This is a genomic window from Streptomyces sp. MNU89, from assembly GCF_020982505.1.
GTDB classification, from domain to species: domain Bacteria; phylum Actinomycetota; class Actinomycetes; order Streptomycetales; family Streptomycetaceae; genus Streptomyces; species Streptomyces xinghaiensis.
In genome coordinates this window covers 4,498,617-4,513,804 of the sequence record NZ_JAJKLL010000001.1, presented here as the reverse complement: position 1 = coordinate 4,513,804, position 15,188 = coordinate 4,498,617, and the positions used below count along the sequence as shown (strand labels likewise).

At 74.7% G+C, this 15,188-nt stretch carries 12 protein-coding genes and 1 pseudogene; 4 read left to right on the top strand and 9 right to left on the bottom strand.

From position 1 onward, the window contains the following. Positions 1-61 precede the first annotated feature (61 nt). The 6 genes from E4N63_RS30680 to E4N63_RS19395 form a co-directional block, all read right to left on the bottom strand. Positions 62-877, bottom strand: a complete 816-nt coding sequence (locus E4N63_RS30680; RefSeq protein ID WP_308188717.1) for a transglycosylase family protein — start codon at positions 875-877, stop codon at positions 62-64. A 181-nt stretch (positions 878-1,058) separates the two neighbouring features. Then, the gene (locus E4N63_RS19415; protein WP_230241304.1) at positions 1,059-2,372 is read right to left on the bottom strand and encodes a cytochrome P450; all 1,314 of its coding nucleotides are present in this window, start codon (positions 2,370-2,372) and stop codon (positions 1,059-1,061) included. 171 nt (positions 2,373-2,543) lie between these two features. After that, on the bottom strand, positions 2,544-3,332 hold the full coding sequence (locus E4N63_RS19410; RefSeq protein WP_228429512.1) for a lysoplasmalogenase: 789 nt from the start codon (positions 3,330-3,332) through the stop codon (positions 2,544-2,546). A gap of 506 nt (positions 3,333-3,838) precedes the next feature. After that, on the bottom strand, positions 3,839-4,273 hold the full coding sequence (locus tag E4N63_RS19405; RefSeq protein ID WP_125624185.1) for a DUF6479 family protein: 435 nt from the start codon (positions 4,271-4,273) through the stop codon (positions 3,839-3,841). 28 nt (positions 4,274-4,301) lie between these two features. Beyond that, complete coding sequence (locus E4N63_RS19400) at positions 4,302-5,402, bottom strand: MazG family protein (RefSeq protein ID WP_230241303.1); 1,101 nt, start codon at positions 5,400-5,402, stop codon at positions 4,302-4,304. 81 nt (positions 5,403-5,483) lie between these two features. Continuing rightward, a complete protein-coding gene (locus tag E4N63_RS19395; RefSeq protein WP_230241302.1) occupies positions 5,484-6,125 on the bottom strand; it encodes a SurA N-terminal domain-containing protein in 642 nt (213 codons plus the stop codon). Positions 6,126-6,825: 700 nt separating this feature from the next. On the opposite strand from E4N63_RS19395, the gene E4N63_RS19390 reads away from it, so the two are divergent. The 3 genes from E4N63_RS19390 (at position 6,826) to E4N63_RS19380 (ending at position 10,581) form a co-directional block, all read left to right on the top strand. Further along, on the top strand, positions 6,826-7,902 hold the full coding sequence (locus tag E4N63_RS19390; RefSeq protein ID WP_374112880.1) for an acyltransferase: 1,077 nt from the start codon (positions 6,826-6,828) through the stop codon (positions 7,900-7,902). Between the two features lie 205 nt (positions 7,903-8,107). Further along, positions 8,108-9,073 (top strand): glycosyltransferase family 2 protein, encoded by a 966-nt coding sequence (locus tag E4N63_RS19385; protein WP_125624188.1) that lies wholly within the window; start codon positions 8,108-8,110, stop codon positions 9,071-9,073. 11 nt (positions 9,074-9,084) lie between these two features. Further along, positions 9,085-10,581, top strand: coding sequence for an alpha-2,8-polysialyltransferase family protein (locus E4N63_RS19380; RefSeq protein WP_230241301.1), 1,497 nt, complete (start codon positions 9,085-9,087; stop codon positions 10,579-10,581). A gap of 61 nt (positions 10,582-10,642) precedes the next feature. Here the strand turns inward: E4N63_RS19380 and E4N63_RS19375 are convergent. Continuing rightward, positions 10,643-12,231: pseudogene (locus tag E4N63_RS19375) on the bottom strand (protein kinase). Next, positions 12,228-12,935, bottom strand: coding sequence for a hypothetical protein (locus E4N63_RS19370; RefSeq protein ID WP_230241300.1), 708 nt, complete (start codon positions 12,933-12,935; stop codon positions 12,228-12,230). Before E4N63_RS19370 ends, E4N63_RS19375 begins: the two are co-directional and overlap by 4 nt. Positions 12,936-13,401: 466 nt before the next feature. Between E4N63_RS19370 and E4N63_RS19365 the strand changes: the two genes are divergently transcribed. Further along, positions 13,402-14,124 carry a DUF4190 domain-containing protein gene (locus E4N63_RS19365; protein ID WP_230241299.1) on the top strand — a complete coding sequence of 241 codons (723 nt, stop codon included), beginning with the start codon at positions 13,402-13,404 and terminating at the stop codon, positions 14,122-14,124. A 43-nt stretch (positions 14,125-14,167) separates the two neighbouring features. Here the strand turns inward: E4N63_RS19365 and E4N63_RS19360 are convergent, their stop codons facing one another. Beyond that, entirely contained in the window at positions 14,168-14,944 is a 777-nt protein-coding gene (locus E4N63_RS19360; protein WP_374112800.1) for an HNH endonuclease family protein, read from the bottom strand. Between the last annotated feature and the right edge of the window lie 244 nt (positions 14,945-15,188).

The window sequence follows — 15,188 nt, the reverse complement described above, 5'->3', positions numbered from 1 at the left end:
GGCCGGAGCCGGTGCCCCGCGTCCCGCGGGACGGTGCGCGCCCGGCCGCCGCGGGGACGGATCAGAGCGCGGGCCGCGCCGACCACGTCGCGGCGTTCGCGGAGTACGTCCACTCACCCGACACCGAACGGTCATCCGCCGCGCCACCGTAGACGGCGTCCGGAAGCACGGCGTAGGGGCCGGGCTCCGGCGACGTGCGCTCGGTACCGCGGTCGGCCGCCGCGTCGTCACGGGAGGCGTGGCGCCCGGACGCGCGGTCCCCGTCCTCGCTCCCGGACTCCGCCGCGGTCTCCTCCGGCGCGGGCCCGCCGCGGTGCTTGCCACTCTTCGAGGGGGCCTTCTCGTCGGCGGTGCCGGACAGCCCCAGGTCAAGGAGGCCCTCGCCCGGCTCCTCCTCGTCCGACGGCGCGGCGGACTCGCCGCCCTGCCCGGGCGCGGAGTCCCCGGCGCCTGAGCCGTCGGCGTCGTCACCGGAACCGCCGATCTCCAGCAGGCCGCCGAGCAGACCGCCCGACTGCTCTCCGCCCGCGGCCTCGGAGTCTTCGGAGGCCGCGTCCGCCGCCTTGCCCTTCGCGGTGAGGCCCGCGTCCGCACCGCACTTCGGCCAGGCGCTCGGACCGACGGCCGCGAGGACCTTCTCCGCGACGGCGATCTGCGCATTGCGGCTGGCCTGGTCGGCGCTGGGCGCGTAGTCCAGCCCCCCGTACTGCTCCCACGTCTGCTGGGTGAACTGCAGCCCGCCGTAGTAGCCGTTGCCGGTGTCCGCGCTCCACAGGCCGCCGCTCTCGCACTCGGCGACCTTGTCCCAGGTGCCGGCGTCGGCGGCCTGCGCGCCCGTCGCGCCGAGCAGCGGCATCGCGATCCCCGCGCCGGCCACGCCCGCCGTGACGAGAAGGGCAGGAGCCTGACGGGGTTTGCGGTGTCTGCCGTTGCCGGAAAGCATGAAGGGCCTTTCGTCGAGGGCCGAAGGTCAAGTCCCGCCGAAAAATAGCGGGCACCGGAGGCGCGTCACAAGTCGATGTAGTGGAGATCACGCAAAGATCACGAATGATGCCACGTCAGGTGCGGCGTGTTTCCCCCGGGTCCGGTACGGGCACAGGGGCGAACTCCACCGGCAGGGTACGCAGACCGCGCATGATCAGTCCGCCGCGCCATCGCAACTCCGCCGGATCGGCCGCCAGCCGGAGATCCGGGAGCCTGCGCAGCAGGGTCGCCAGCGCGGTGCGCGCCTCCAGCCGGGCGAGCGGGGCCCCGAGACAGTAGTGGATGCCGTGGCCGTAGCCGAGGTGCGGGTTGTCGGTGCGGGAGAGGTCCGGGGTGTCCGGGTCCGTGAAGCGCGCCGGGTCGCGGTCGGCGGCGGCGAGCACCACCAGCACCGGGTCGCCGGCGTCGATGCGCTGCCCGCCGATGACGGTCGGCTCGGAGGCGTAGCGCCAGGTCGCCAGCTCCACCGGGCCGTCGTAGCGCAGCAGTTCCTCGACCCCGGTGGCCAGCAGCTCCGTCTCGCCGGCGGCCAGTGAGCGCTGGAGCCGCTCGCGCGGGCCGGGTTGGCGGAGCAGGGTGTACATGCCGTTGCCGATGAGGTTCACGGTGGTCTCGAAGCCGGCGAACAGGAGGATGAAGGCCATGGCGGCGGCCTCTCCCTCGGTGAGGTGCTCGCCGTGGTCGCTCGCCCGGATCAGACCGGAGATCAGGTCCTCACCGGGGCGGGCCACCGGTCCGAGCGCGGCCCGCTTGCGGTGGATCAGCTCGGCGAGGTAGTCGCGCATCTTCCGGACCGACCGGCCCACGCCGCCGCGCGGCGCCCGGTCGCCGCCGGGCCCGGAGTGGCGCATCATCATGCCCGCCCAGTCGCGGAAGTCGTCCTGGTCCTCGCGCGGGACGCCCAGCAGATCGCAGATCGCGTAGATGGGCAGCGGGAACGCGAACTCGTGGATGAGATCGGCCTCCCCGCGGGCGGCGAAGCCGTCGATGAGCCGGTCCGTCAGCTCCCGCACGCGCGGCTCGAAGGCGGCCACCCGGCGGGGTGTGAACGCCTTGGAGACGAGGCGGCGCAGCCGGGTGTGGTCGGGCGGGTCGATGTTCAGCAGATGGGTCATCAGGTCGGCGCCGCGCTCACCGGGAATGCCCGTCTTGCCCTTGGCGCGCGCCGACCCGGAGTGGTGCGCGGGGTTCTTCGACAACCGCCCGTCGGCCAGGGCCTGACGGGCGTCGGCGTACCGGGTCACGAGCCAGGCCTCCACCCCGCTGGGCAGCGTGGTGCGGTGCACGGGGCTGTGCTCGCGCAGCCAGGCGTACGCCGGGTACGGATCGTCGGCGAACTCCTTGGTGAACAGCTCGGGCGGGGACGGGGCGACGGTCTTCTCGGGCACGTGTCCGACCGTACCCGGCGCCCGGACGGGCCCGCGGGGCCCCCGGCCCGGGAACCGGGCGGGCCACGGACGGTGCCTGGGCGGTGGCCGGACGCTGCCCCGCCGGGGGTCCGGCCGGTGCCCCGGCGGCTCGCGGCCTCGCCCGTCGCGGAGCGTACGGCCCCAGCGGCGTCAGCCGGGCAGGGAGCGCTCCTGCTTCTCCCGGCGTTCCAGCCAGCCGGTGGTGATCAGGTATTGGCCGGCGAGATAGCCCGCCATGATCATGAGCTCCTGGCCCGGCACCTTGCGGCCCGCGGCCTGGAGGCCGATCAGCAGGTCCGAGCCGACGAACGCCACCGCTCCCGCGCCCACCTTGCCCCCGACCCCGAGGCCGGCCGCGCCCATCGTCATCAGCGCCAGGCTGTATCCGGCGACCGGCAGGCGCAGCTTCTTCTCCAGCCCCGGGGAGATGACCGCGTTGGCGGCCGCCCAGGCGGCCAGGCAGCCGAGGGCCGGCAGGGGCCGCTCGCGGATCGCGCGGAACGCGCCGAGCCGGGCGTAGCCGGTGGTGTAGCCGACCTGGGTGCCGAGGAAGGCGGCCATGCCGAGGAGAAAGGCGGGCTCGTGCTCGTCGAAGAGCAGGGCGGTGTCGCCGACGGTGGCACAGGCGAGGCCCGCGACCAGCGGTGCCGGTGCGGGCGTCTTCCCGTCGGGCCTGCGGCGCAGCACGTGGGCCGCGAGGGCGGGCATCAGCAGGGGCTTGGCGGCGCGCTCCCAGCCGCGGGGGCCGCGGGCCACGGCTATCAGGTCGGCGGCGGCCAGCGCGCCGAAGGCGACCAGCGGGCCGCGTCCGTGGCCGTCGGGCCGCGCCATCCGGGCGGCGGCCGCGGCGGTCCGCCGCAGCAGCCCGCCCCGGCGGACCGTCCGGCCGTCCCGGCCGGTGCTCCCGCCGCGTACTTCGCTCCACCCGGTGATCGTCATGCCGGGCAGTCTCGCCGTCGGTAGACACGGCGTCAACAGTCTCTGCCGGGACGGAGGACGCGGTGACGTGCGGTGATCGGTGGTGTCCCTGGTGTCTCCCGGCGCCCGGCCCTGTCGTTGTGGGATGCGGCGGGCGACCGGGGAACGGGACCGGGGCGGTGGGGCGGGCGGGACCTCAACCGGAGCCACGGGCACCGCCCGGTCCCGGGCCGTCCCGGGCGTGGGCCGGTCCCGGGCGTGGGCCGGTCCCGGGCGTGGGCCGGTCCCGGGCGGCCGCGTGGCCCGTACCCGCCTGGCCGGTTGTACGGGCGGACAGCCCCGGTCGGCAGCGGCGGCGGCCCGAGCAGGTTGTACGGGGAACGGACCGGTCGTACGGCCCGGGCAAGAACCGGGCGGGGCGGGTCCGGACGGGCAGGACGGACCGGGACGCCCTCGCCCCGGACCCGTCGGTCCGCCGACCGCTCAGCGCCGCGGCCCGGCCGCCAACCCCTCAGCCCGCCGGCCCGTCAGCCCGTGCCGTGGCCGCTGCCGCCGCGGTCCCAGGTGGGACGCTTCGGGGCGGGGCCGCCGACCTCGCCGGTGCCGGGAGCCTCCTCCTCGACGCCGTACGGGCCCAGCTCGTGCGGGAGGTAGCGATGGCCGTCCCGGGGCAGTTCGGGAGAGTGGTCACGGTGTCCCTCGACCGCTTCCCCGTGACCCAGTGCGTCCTGGTGCCCCGGGCCGTGATCCGGTGACGTGGTGTGGCCGTACTCCTGGCGGGTCTGCCAGGCGCCGGAGCGCTGCTGCGGCCCCTTGGGGACGCCGGGCTCCCGTGCCTTCATCCTCCGGCCGAACCACACGGCCGCGATCAGGGCCGCCACGACTGCCAGCCCGATGAACAGCGGACCGAGGCCCACCAGGAGGTCTTCCTCCACCGCGAATTCCAAGCTCAGCAGATCCATGGCTGCCGGGTACCCCTGCGGGTCGGGCTCAATCGGACCGCTCGGCCTCCCGGACCGCGTCCCGGTAGACCCGGGCCGCCGCGCGGAGCGCGGACTCCGGGTCGGTGCCGGCCGCCTCGGCCCGCACCGCCAGGGCCAGCAGCGCCTCGCCGAAGCCGTCGCCGTCACCGGCCGCGGACGGGAGGGAGACCTCCAGTCCGGCGGTCCGGACCCGGGAGGCGAGCTTGGCGGCCAGCGCCAGCGCGGGCTGGCCCAGCGGAATGCCCTCGGTCACGGACTCGCGCCGCTTCTCGGCCGCCTTGGTGCGAAGCCAGTGCGCCTTGACGTCCTCGGGGGTCTCGGCGGCCTCGTCGCCGAAGATGTGCGGATGGCGGTGGACGAGCTTCTCCACGATCGTGCCCGCCACGTCGTCGATGGAGAACGGCTCCTCCGGGTCCTCCTCGGCGATCCGGGCGTGGAAGACGACCTGGAGCAGCACATCGCCCAGCTCCTCGCGGAGCGCCTCCCGGTCGCCCTCCTCGATGGCCTCGACCAGTTCGTACGCCTCTTCGATGCCGTACTTGACCAGGCCCTCGCTGGTCTGCCGGCTGCTCCACGGGCACTCGGCGCGGATGGTGTCCATGACCTGCACCAGGTCCAGCAGCCGGGCGCCCGGCAGGTCGTACGAGGCGGGGAGCAGCTCCAGGTCCGGCATCCGGAGGCGGCCGGAGCCGGCCAGCCGGGCCAGCCCGTCGGTCAGCCGTGGTTCACCCTCACCGGACGGGACGACGACGACCGTGCGGCCGCCCGCCGCTGCCTCTGCTCCCGCCCCTGCTCCCGCTCCCGCATCGGCTCCGGCACCGGCGCCCGTCCCCGGGTCCCCGGTGCAGTAGGCGACCAGTTCCTCGGCGGACGGCAGCTCCCCGCCCGCCTCCACCGTGATGCCCGCCTCCCGCAGATACGGCAGCTGGGGGTGGTCCGGGTCGGGGCAGAGCACGCGGTCGGCGGCGCGCAGCGTGCGCCAGGCGGGCCAGGACAGCAGTCCGGGCGCCACCCGGTGGCTGGTGGTCAGCAGGACGATACGGCCGGGGGCCGCGCTCTCGGAGGGGACCGGGGCGCCGGGCCCGGCCGCCGTTGTCGCGTCGTTCACGGAACCGAACGTAACCCACCGCCCGCGCCGCCCGCCGGGCGTCCCCCGCGGCCGCCGGGGCCGGCCCGGGCGGCGGGCCGCTCAGGACTGGCGCGGGGCCTGCTTCTCCGGCTGCAGCCAGGGCTCCTGGACGGTGTCGAGGAGCACCTGCTCGTCGTTCCAGGTGCCGAAGCGCGGGTTGACGTCGATGCCCATGCTCTCGGACGCCTGCTGCAGGGCCCCGACGACCTTCTCCTGGCCCTCCGGGGTGGTCCGGTCCGCGCCCAGACTCTTCGCGAGCTTGTCCATGAGGACCTGGTTGCGGAGGGTGCCCTCCAGCTGGTCCGGGCCGATGGAGTACTGCTGGAGCCACATCTCGCGCAGCCGGTCCGCGCCGCCCGCGGCCTTCTCGGCCTGCTCCCTGATCCGCTGGACGTCGGAACGGCTCGCGCTCACCCCGGCGTCCTTCGCGGCCCGCGCCAGCACCCTGTCGAAGATCATGCTGTTGAGCGTGGAGCGGCTGAGCCGGCCCGTGCCCTTGATGAGCTGGTCCGCGTCCTTGGACTCGCTCTGCGCCGCCCGGACGCCCCGGGCCTGCGCCTGGACCTGGGACACCGTGATCTTGTCACCGTCCACCACGGCCGCGGCCCCCGGATGGGCGTCACTGCCGCACCCGGTGAGGAGCGGCGTCGCGGCGAGCAGCGCGACGGCGGTGACGGAGAGCGCGGACCTGCGGCGGTGCATTGTGCCTCCCGGCGGTGGGGCCCCCGGCACCCGTCGGGCGGGGAGCATGGGCCATGCGGCGGTGCGTGGGCGGTGTGCGTGGTGGGCGGTGCACGGTCGGTGCGGTGATCGATATTAGGCAGTCCGGGCGGCGGGAACCAGCACTTCTTCCGGACTGCCCCGGCGGCCGCGGACCGCTCCGGGCCATCGGCGCCGCGGGCCCGCCGGAGGGCGACCACACCGGGGTCGTCCCGCATGTGGGGCGGTACGACGAACCGGGGGACGTTGAAGAGAATCACGGTCAGCTCGCACAGCAGGCAGAGCAGAGTGGTGACCACCGTGCCCGCGACGGGGCCGGGTTCGGGGGCGGGGCCGGGGTCGCCGAGAGTTCGCCCGGCGTTCCCCTCGGCGTCCGCCGGCCGTCGCCCGGGGTGGAAGTCTCGCCCTTCGGCGTGATGTCACGGGCCCGGCGGGTGCCGTGAGTCGCCCGCCTCCTTCTCCGCCCCCGCTCCTCCCCAGGTGATCCGTGCCCTCCAACGATGTGACGTCCGGCCGTGCCCCCGCACCGCGCCCCGCGGCCGCCGCAGTCGCCGCCGCGGTGGCGGAACCGTCCGGACGAGCGGAGGAACGGCCCGGCGACCGCGACTCCGGCCCGGGCGGAACGACCGTGGCGTCCACCGGCACCGCCCCGACCGCAGGATCCGCCGCTCCGGCCGGATCCGTGGTGTCCGCCGCTCCCGGCAAGGCTTCCGACGCACCCACGCCCACGGCCCCGGCTCCCCGGGAGCACCGGTACGACATCGACCTGATCCGGATGCTCTGCTCCTGCGGTGTGATCCTGGGCCACGTCGGCTCGGCCTTCATCGCCGCCGTGGGCCGCCAGGAGGCGGGCGGTCCGGCCGCGTACTGGGCGGGCATGAGCGCCGACGCCGTCAGCCGGTTCGCGGTGCCCATGTACTTCGCCATCGCCGGCTGGGCCGTGCTGGTCGGCGCCCCGCCGCGGGACGGCCGGCGCGTCTGGCAGCGGATCGTCAAGATCGGTGTGCCGCTGGCCGTCTGGACCGCGGTCTACCTCGCCTGGGGGCGGTGGCGCGGCACCAACGAGGACCCCATCGGCGAACTGGCGCTGGACTCCGTCTTCGCCTCCGTACGGCCCGCGTACCACCTCTGGTACCTCTACACCTATCTGCCGGTGATCACGCTGCTGGCCTGCGCCGCGCTGGTGCGCTCGGGCCGCCGCCCGTGGGGCCTGGGCGCGGGGCTGCTGGTGCTGGCCGCGGCGCCGCAACTCATGGGAGACATCGGGGAGTTCACCGGCTGGGAGATGCCCCGGTTCGGCTGGGGGTTCGTCGTCTACCAGATCGTGTACGCCGTCCTGGGCGCCCTGCTGTTCGCGCTGCCCGCGGACGCGCTGGGCAAGCGGCGGGCGCCGTGGGTGGTGCTGGCGGTCCTCGCGATGGGCGGCATCCTCTGGTACCAGCACGCGGTGCACTACGTCATCCCCAACGCCCATCTGCTCGTCGCCCTGTTCATGGGCGGGGTGCTGCTCTCCCTCCACCGGGTCCGCGTCCCGGAGCGGCTGCGGCCGGCGCTGGGCCGGCTCGCGGCGGCGGCGTACGGCGCGTACCTGGTGCACGTCCTGGTGATCGACGTGCTGGCACACCCGTTCGTCGACGCCGGACTGGGAGCGCTCCGCGCCGGCGTGCTCACGGTCGTGCTGACCGCGGCCACCATCGTGCTGTCGTTCGGGACGAGCCTGCTCTGGGGACGGCTCCGGCTGCGGCGGTGGCTCGGCTGAGCTCTCCGCCCGGTGCGGGCCCCCGCACGGCCCGGTACGCGCCGGCCGCACCCGTCCCGCCCACCGCGCCCACCGCGCCCACCGCACTTCACCGCACCGAGCCGACACCCGGCGTTCACCCCGTGCTCCCCCGGAGGCCATCCGGGAGGGCCGCCGTTTCCCCTACCGTCCCGCTGACGACACCCGATCGCGACAAGGCAGCCAGGTGACCAAGCTCTCCGTCATAGTTCCCTGCTACAACGTCCAGCAGTACCTGCCGGACACCCTGCGCAGCCTGGCCAACAACGCCGGGGAGCACGTCGAGTTCATCCTCGTCGACGACCACTCCACCGATGCCTCCGCGGAGATCCTCGACCGCGCGCGGCGTGAACTGCCCCGCGCGACAGTCATCCGGCAGCCGGAGAACGGCGGCATCTCCCGGGCCCGCAACACCGGTCTTGAGGCGGCGAGCGGACGCTGGATCACCTTCCTCGACGGCGACGACTGGTACGGCCGCGGCTATCTGGAGAATCTGCTGGCCGCCGCGGAATCGCTCGGCTGCGACTTCGTCCGCACCGACCACGTCCAGTCCACGGGGAAGGACCGGGTGGTGCGCCGTGCCCCCGCCTCCCTGCGGAACGCGGTCGGCAGCCCCCGGGACGCCGTCAACCCGCCCCACATGGAGACGATGGTCGACTACCCGTTCGTCTGGGCCGGGATCTACCACCGCCGCCTGTTCGAGAACGGGGCCCTCCGCTTCGACACGGACCTGCGCACCGCCGAGGACCGGCTGTGGACCTGGCGGCTCTATCTGACCGCCGAGACCTGCGCGACCGTCGGCCTGCTCGGTGTCTTCTACCGGCGCGGCCTCACCACCTCGCTCACCCAGATCCTCGACGAGCGCCAGCTCGACTTCATCCCCGCCCACGACGCGATGCTCGACCTGGTGCTGGCCGACCGCGAGCGCGACCGCTTCCTCCCCAAGGTGGTGCGCACCTACTGCGCCCTGATCGCCTTCCACCTGTCCAAGGCGGACCGGTACCAGCCCCGGGTCGCGCGGCGGCTGAAGCGCGAGGCCGCCGCCGCGCTCGGACGGATGCCGGCGGACGTCCTGGAGCGGACCCTCACCGACATGGGCCCCGAACGCGGCCGGCTGCTCGGCGCCCTGCGCCCGACCCGTAAGGCCGCCTGACCGTGGGCGCGATGGCCGACGGGCGGCAGACCACCGGGCCGCGGACCGTCCAGCTCTTCCAGGTCTCCACGCTCTATGGGGCCGCGACGCTCGTCGCGGCCCTGGAGGAAGGGCAGTTCGGCCCCCGGGAGGACGTCCGACGGGTGCTGCTCGTCTCGCACAACGCGGCGGTGCCGGAGACCGCCGTCCGGCTCACGGAGATGCGCGGCTGGGACCGGCTGGCCGCCCGCTTCGACGACATCGTCGACTGGAACGCCGCCATCCGCCCGCACCATCCCAGCACCTGGTCGCCGGCGGCGAACGACGCCGAGATCTGGCAGCGCCTCTTCCGCCACTCCTGGCGGCTGGGGGACGGGCCGGTGGAGCTGGCCGTGGAGTCGGTGCAGGTCAGCCCGGCACGGGCGCTCGCCACGATCTTCGCCGAGAGCACGGTGGACGTCTACGCCGACGGCCTGATGAGCTACGGCCCCACCCGCAACCCGCTGCCGGGCCCTCTGGCCCGCCGCATCCGGCGGCTGCTCCACCCGGACCTGGTGCCGGGCCTGCGGCCGCTGCTGCTCTCCGAGTACGGGGTGCCGGCCGAACTGGTGCCCACCGAGGCGCTGAAGAAGGTGATCGAGGAGATCGGCGGGCCGGAGGCGGGAGCCGGGACGGAGCCGGGGCCGGGATCCGGCGAGGGCGCCGCGGCCGCGGTCGCCGGTGCCACGGCCCCGGGCGCCCCCACCGCCGTCCTGCTGGGCCAGTACCTCGCCGCGCTGGACATCCTCACCCCCGCCGAGGAGGAGGCGCTGCACGAGCGGATGCTGCGCGGGGCCGCCGCGGCCGGGCACCGCTCCGTGCTGTTCAAGCCGCACCCCACGGCGCCGGCCCGCTACTCCAGGGCGCTGGAGAAGGCCGCCGCGGAGGCCGGGGTGCGGCTGACCGTCAGCGGCACCCCGATGCTCGCCGAGGAACTGTTCCGGAGCGGCGAACTCCGGCTGGTCGTCGGCTGCTTCTCCACGGCGATGTTCACCGCCGCCGTCTGCTACGGCGTCCCGGTCGCCCGGGTCGGCACGGATCTGCTGCTGGAACGGATCGCCCCGTACGAGAACAGCAACCGCGTCCCGCTGACGATCACCGATCACCTCATCCCCGAGATCGGCGCCTTCGCGGGGACGGCAGCGGAGACGGCAGCGGAGACGACGGGGGCGGCAGCCGGACCGCCGGGCGCGCGGCCGGAATCCTGGGACGTGGACGGGCTGACGCCGCTGATCCGCACCGTCGGGTTCTGCATGCGCCCGGAGGCGTACCCGTGGCTGCGCGCGGAGAGCGCGGCCTGGCTGGAGGCCCGGCTCGGGGAGGACACCCGGCGGTACTTCAAGCGCCGCCGGCTGACCGCCCTCGATCTGCCCGGGAAGTCGGAGCACTCCTGGCCGGGCCGGCAACTACGGCGCGTGGCACGGATGTCCGGGGTGAGCCGGATGGCGGGGGCGGCCCGCTCCGCGCGGGGACGGCGGCCCCGGCCGTAGCGGCGGGGAGCACCGCGGCCGGCACGGCCGGAGCCCGTGGCACCCACCGGGCCCGCCGGACTCAGCCGAGCCGTACCTGCCGCTGGCGGTCGAGCACACGGCGCAGTTCGCCGGCCATCGGGTGGTACGGGCCGTACATCCGCTCCACGTCGCCGAGCAGCCGCGACTGCGTCTCGTGCGCCTCGCGGTGGGCGCCGACCGCGTGCAGCAGGGCGCCGATGCGGGAGCGGATCTCCAGCGGGAGGGCGGGCCCGGTGGCGGCGTCCTGCTCGAAGTACGGCAGCACGGCGCGGTATTCGGCGATGGCGGCGGACGCCTCGCCGAGCTGCTCCAGGCACTGCGCGGCCTCGTAGCGGAACTGCAGCGCCTCGCGGTGGGCGTCCGGTCCCGATCCGGCGGAGGTCTCGGCGGCGAGCCGGCGCAGCTCGGGCAGGGCGCGGCGGTACTGGCCGTCGTCGAGGAGCGTCGCGGCGTACTGCTTGCGGAGGCTCCGCACGACGGGCGAGTTCTCGCCGTGGTGGGCGGTGGCGAGCGGGAGGACCGAGCCGAGGACGTCCACGGCCTGGGTGAGGCGGCCCGCGTCCAGCAGCCGCTTCACCTCCTCGACGGCGTCCGCGATCGCGGTGCGGCCGGTGCGCTGCGGGGCCGCCGCGCCGCCCGGCGCGCTGCGCGGGTCGGGGATCGCGGCGGCGGGTGCGGGCATCACGGCCGGCGCGGCGGGGAGCGCACCGGCCCGGTCGGGCCACGGGGCGTGCGGGCGGAGGAAGGGGCGGGTGGGGTCGAGTGGGCCGGGCGGGCCCCGGGCGCCGAGCCGGGGGACGGCAGCAGCGGCACCAGGGTCTGGTAGACCTCCTGGGCCCCGGACGGCCGGTGCCGCGGGTCCTTGGCCAGCAGCCGCAGCACCAGCGCCTCCAGCGGCTCGGGGACCTCGGAGCGCAGCTGGCGCACCGGCACGGGGGCGTCGTAGAGGTGGCGGTGGAGGACCCCGAGCGAGGTGGACGCCTGGAAGGGGACCTGGCCGCTGAGGAGTTCGTGCAGCAGCACCCCGAGGGCGTAGAGGTCGGTGTACGGGCCGACGGCGCCGCCCATGGCCTGTTCGGGCGCCATGTAGGCGGGGCTGCCGATGGGCGAACCGGTGTGGGTGAGGCGGGTGGTGTCGGTGTCGACGGCGGCGGCGATGCCGAGGTCGAGGACGCAGACCGTGCCGTCCTGACGGAGCATCACGTTACGCGGCTTGAGGTCGCGGTGGACGACGGGCGCCGCGTGCACGGCGGCGAGCACGGCGCAGAGCTGGGCGGCCACGGAGGCGGCCCACGGCCAGGGGTACGGCTCGTGCTCGGCGAGGTGGTCGCCGAGGTCGGCGCCGTCGATGTGCTGCATGACGAGGTAGAGGTCGTCCCCGTCGCTGCCCGCGTCGTGGACGGTGACCAGCCCGGGGTGGTCGACCCGGGCCGTGACCCGGCACTCGCGGAGGAAGCGGCGGCGCATCTCCTCGGCCTCGGGGGCGCCGGCCATGCGGTCGGGGCGGAGCAGCTTCACCGCGATCCGGCGGTCCAGGCGGCGGTCGTAGCCCAGCCACACCTGTCCCATGCCGCCCTGGCCGAGCAGCGTGGAGAGTTCGTAACGCCCGGCGATCACACGGCCGTTCACCGGGGGCCGCTCCCGTCCTCCGCGGCGCCGCCCTCTTCTCTGCGGAGCAGGTCGCTGAGTTCGTCCAGCTCGGCGCGGACGCGGTGGATGCGCTGCGGCTGCGGCCGGCTGCCCGCGGTGCCCGGCGCATACGGCTCACCCGCTCCGGGCACGGACGGCGGCGGGCCCTGCGGGGGCGTGGCGGAGCCGCCGGGACCGGAGGTGGCGGGCGGGTGCGGGAAGCCGTACGCGGGCACACCGGGTGGCTGCTGCTGCGCCGGGACGGAGCCCGGCCGGGTCGGTACGCCGCCGGCGGCGTACGTCTGGGCCCGGGACGCGGCCGCGCCGTAGGGGCCGGGGCCGGCGGGCCCGCCGGGCCGGCTCACCGCGACGGGCCGCCGGTGGTACTGGATGTCGGCGACGAGGTAGTGGGCGACGACGGCGACGGCCATGCCCAGCAGGCCGAGCGCCGCGACATCCGTGCGCCAGTCCGTCTCCGGATAGATCTCGATGACGACGAAGAACGTGATCGTCAGCCCCACCACCGCGCCGAAGAGCACCCAGTCCAGCGCCTTGCGGCGGAGGAGGGCGATCCGCAGCATGGCGGTCCATGCCAGCAGCCCGAGGAGCAGCAGCGTCATCGCCACGAACAGGACCCGCAGCGCGATGACGTTCCCCGCGTCCGGGGGGCGTGGCTGCGGCGGCACGGGAACGGGGCCGTACATGAATGCTCCTGGGGAACGGGTGCCGGTGAGCGGCTCAAATTGAGCGTATACGGGGACCCCGACAGCGCGGCAGCGGTTGTACAGATCCGGCTCACGATCCGGTCACACCTGTGACGTTCCCGGGACGGACGGCGCCGCGCACGGCCGGACAGCCCGTGCCGTACGGGCCCGAACCCGGACACCCCGCGCTCCGCCCCCGGCACCCGGGAGGGCGGACCGTCCCGGGCGGATGGCAGCAGAACAAGAGGCAAAACAGAAGCACACATTGACTCCGTTCACAGCTATCTGCTCAGATGACACCACCACTTGACGAACGACTCACGTTCGCCATGTCGAAAGGTGTCCCCATGTCCCAGCAGATGTACGGACCGCCGCCCCGGACGGGCGCCCCCGTGCCCCGCACGCGCTCCCGCCCCGCAACGGGCTCGGCACCGCGGCCCTGATCCTCGGCATCATCGGTGTCGTCATGGGCGTCATCCCGTTCATGTTCTGGCTCGGCGGGATCCTCGGCATCATCGCGCTGATCCTGGGGCTCTCCGGCCGCGGCAAGGCCAAGCGCGGCGAGGCGACCAACAAGGGCACGGCCACCGCGGGCGCGGTCCTCGGCCCGGTCGCCGTGGTCCTGTCGGTCGTCATGGGCGTGGTCACCTTCATGGCGGTGGACGACGCGGTGAACGAGATCAACAAGTCCGTCTCGGAGACCGGGGAGAAGGGCGCCACCGGGAAGAACGGCGGCGGGGGCGGCGGGAAGGAGAAGGCCGGGGACGACGGCGCGGCGGACTCCGGTGCCGCCGGCGGGGAGACCTACGCGGCCGGTGACACGGTCGTCTACGACGACGGCGTCCAGGTGACCGTCTCGCGGCACACCGCCTACGCACCCGGCGAGTTCGCGATCGGCCACAAGAAGGGCAACAAGGCCTACAAGGTCACGGTGACCGTCGTGAACAAGGGCAAGGAAAAGTTCGACACCGCCCTCCTCACCGTGGACGCCCGCGCCGGCAAGGACGGCAAGACCGCCGAGAGCATCTTCGACGACAAGATCGGCCAGGGCTTCAACGGCACGGTCGTCCCCGGCAGGACGGCCACCGCGGAGTTCGCCTTCGACACCCCGGCCGGAGCGAAGACCCTGGAGGTCGAGGTCAGCCCCGGCTGGTCGTACCACAGCAGCCACTGGAACCTCGAGCTCTGATCCACCGGATCGTCCGGCCGCCGGCCCGGAGCCTGCTCTCCGCTCAGGCCCCGCACTGCCGGAGCATCATGCTCTTGTCCGGGGCGGTCACCGGCATCTCGTACTTGGCCGCCACCTGCGCGAACCGGACCGCGTACGCGCAGCGGACGGCCTTGTGCGGGGGCAGCCAGGCCGCCGGGCCGGAGTCGCCCTTGACGGAGTTGGCGCGGCCCTCGACCGGCAGCAGGTTCAGCGGGTCGTTGGCGAGTTGCCGGCGCTTGTCCTCCGGCCAGCGGGAGGCGCCCATCTGCCAGGCGTACGACAGCGGCACCACGTGGTCGATCTGCACCTCCATGGCCTCCCGCTTCTTCCAGGCGATGTCCTTGCCCGTGTACGGGTCGGCCAGCGTCATGGAGACCACCACGCAGTCGGAACCGGAGCGGAACTCCAGCTTCTGGCCGTCCCGCTGCATCAGGTCGTTGCGGGTGTCGCAGCCGTTGCGGGCCATCGGCACCCCGTCGGCCGTGTCCATCCAGGCGTAGCCGAACTCGTCGCGGTCGTAACCGGTCCGGGGGCCGCGGCCCTTGGTGCGCACCCCCTCGATCAGCTTCCGCGCCTCGGCGCGTTCCGCGGACTCGGTGACGGGCGCGAGGCCCGGCTTCGTGCCGTCGGGGTTGTCGAGCGGGCCGGCCGAACGGCCGTCCGCCGCGGCGGAACCGGAGGAACCGCCGCCGCCCTCCGCGAGATCGTCCAGGGAGCCGGGTTCGCATCCGGTGAGCACGAACACGGCGGATGCGGCGGCGGAGACGGCGGCCAGGGCGGTACGGCGGCGGGATATCACAAGGCGTCAGTCCCATCGGGGTGGCGGAGCGTCCACGGCGGTGCGGAGGGTGGAGCGGCGCGGGCGGAGCAGTGGGCCGCGGCGCGGCTGCGGCCCCGGTCCGGGAATCGTATGCCCCGCCTCGGCGGCCTCCAGACGGGCCGCCGGACGGCGATCGGAGAGCGGCCGGAGGGCGGCCGGGCGGCGTTCGGGCGGCGTTCGGTACGGCATTCCCGACACGCGTGGACGGCGGCCGGCCCGCTGC

Excerpts from the sequence above, each read along its gene's own strand:
- E4N63_RS19410 (WP_228429512.1), bottom strand. The coding sequence starts at position 3,332 with ATGACGATCACCGGGTGGAGCGAAGTACGCGGCGGGAGCACCGGCCGG.
- E4N63_RS19405 (WP_125624185.1), bottom strand. The coding sequence starts at position 4,273 with ATGGATCTGCTGAGCTTGGAATTCGCGGTGGAGGAAGACCTCCTGGTG.
- E4N63_RS19395 (WP_230241302.1), bottom strand. The coding sequence starts at position 6,125 with ATGCACCGCCGCAGGTCCGCGCTCTCCGTCACCGCCGTCGCGCTGCTC.
- E4N63_RS19380 (WP_230241301.1), top strand. The coding sequence starts at position 9,085 with ATGGCCGACGGGCGGCAGACCACCGGGCCGCGGACCGTCCAGCTCTTC.
- E4N63_RS19370 (WP_230241300.1), bottom strand. The coding sequence starts at position 12,935 with ATGTACGGCCCCGTTCCCGTGCCGCCGCAGCCACGCCCCCCGGACGCG.
- E4N63_RS19365 (WP_230241299.1), top strand. The coding sequence starts at position 13,402 with ATGGGCGTCATCCCGTTCATGTTCTGGCTCGGCGGGATCCTCGGCATC.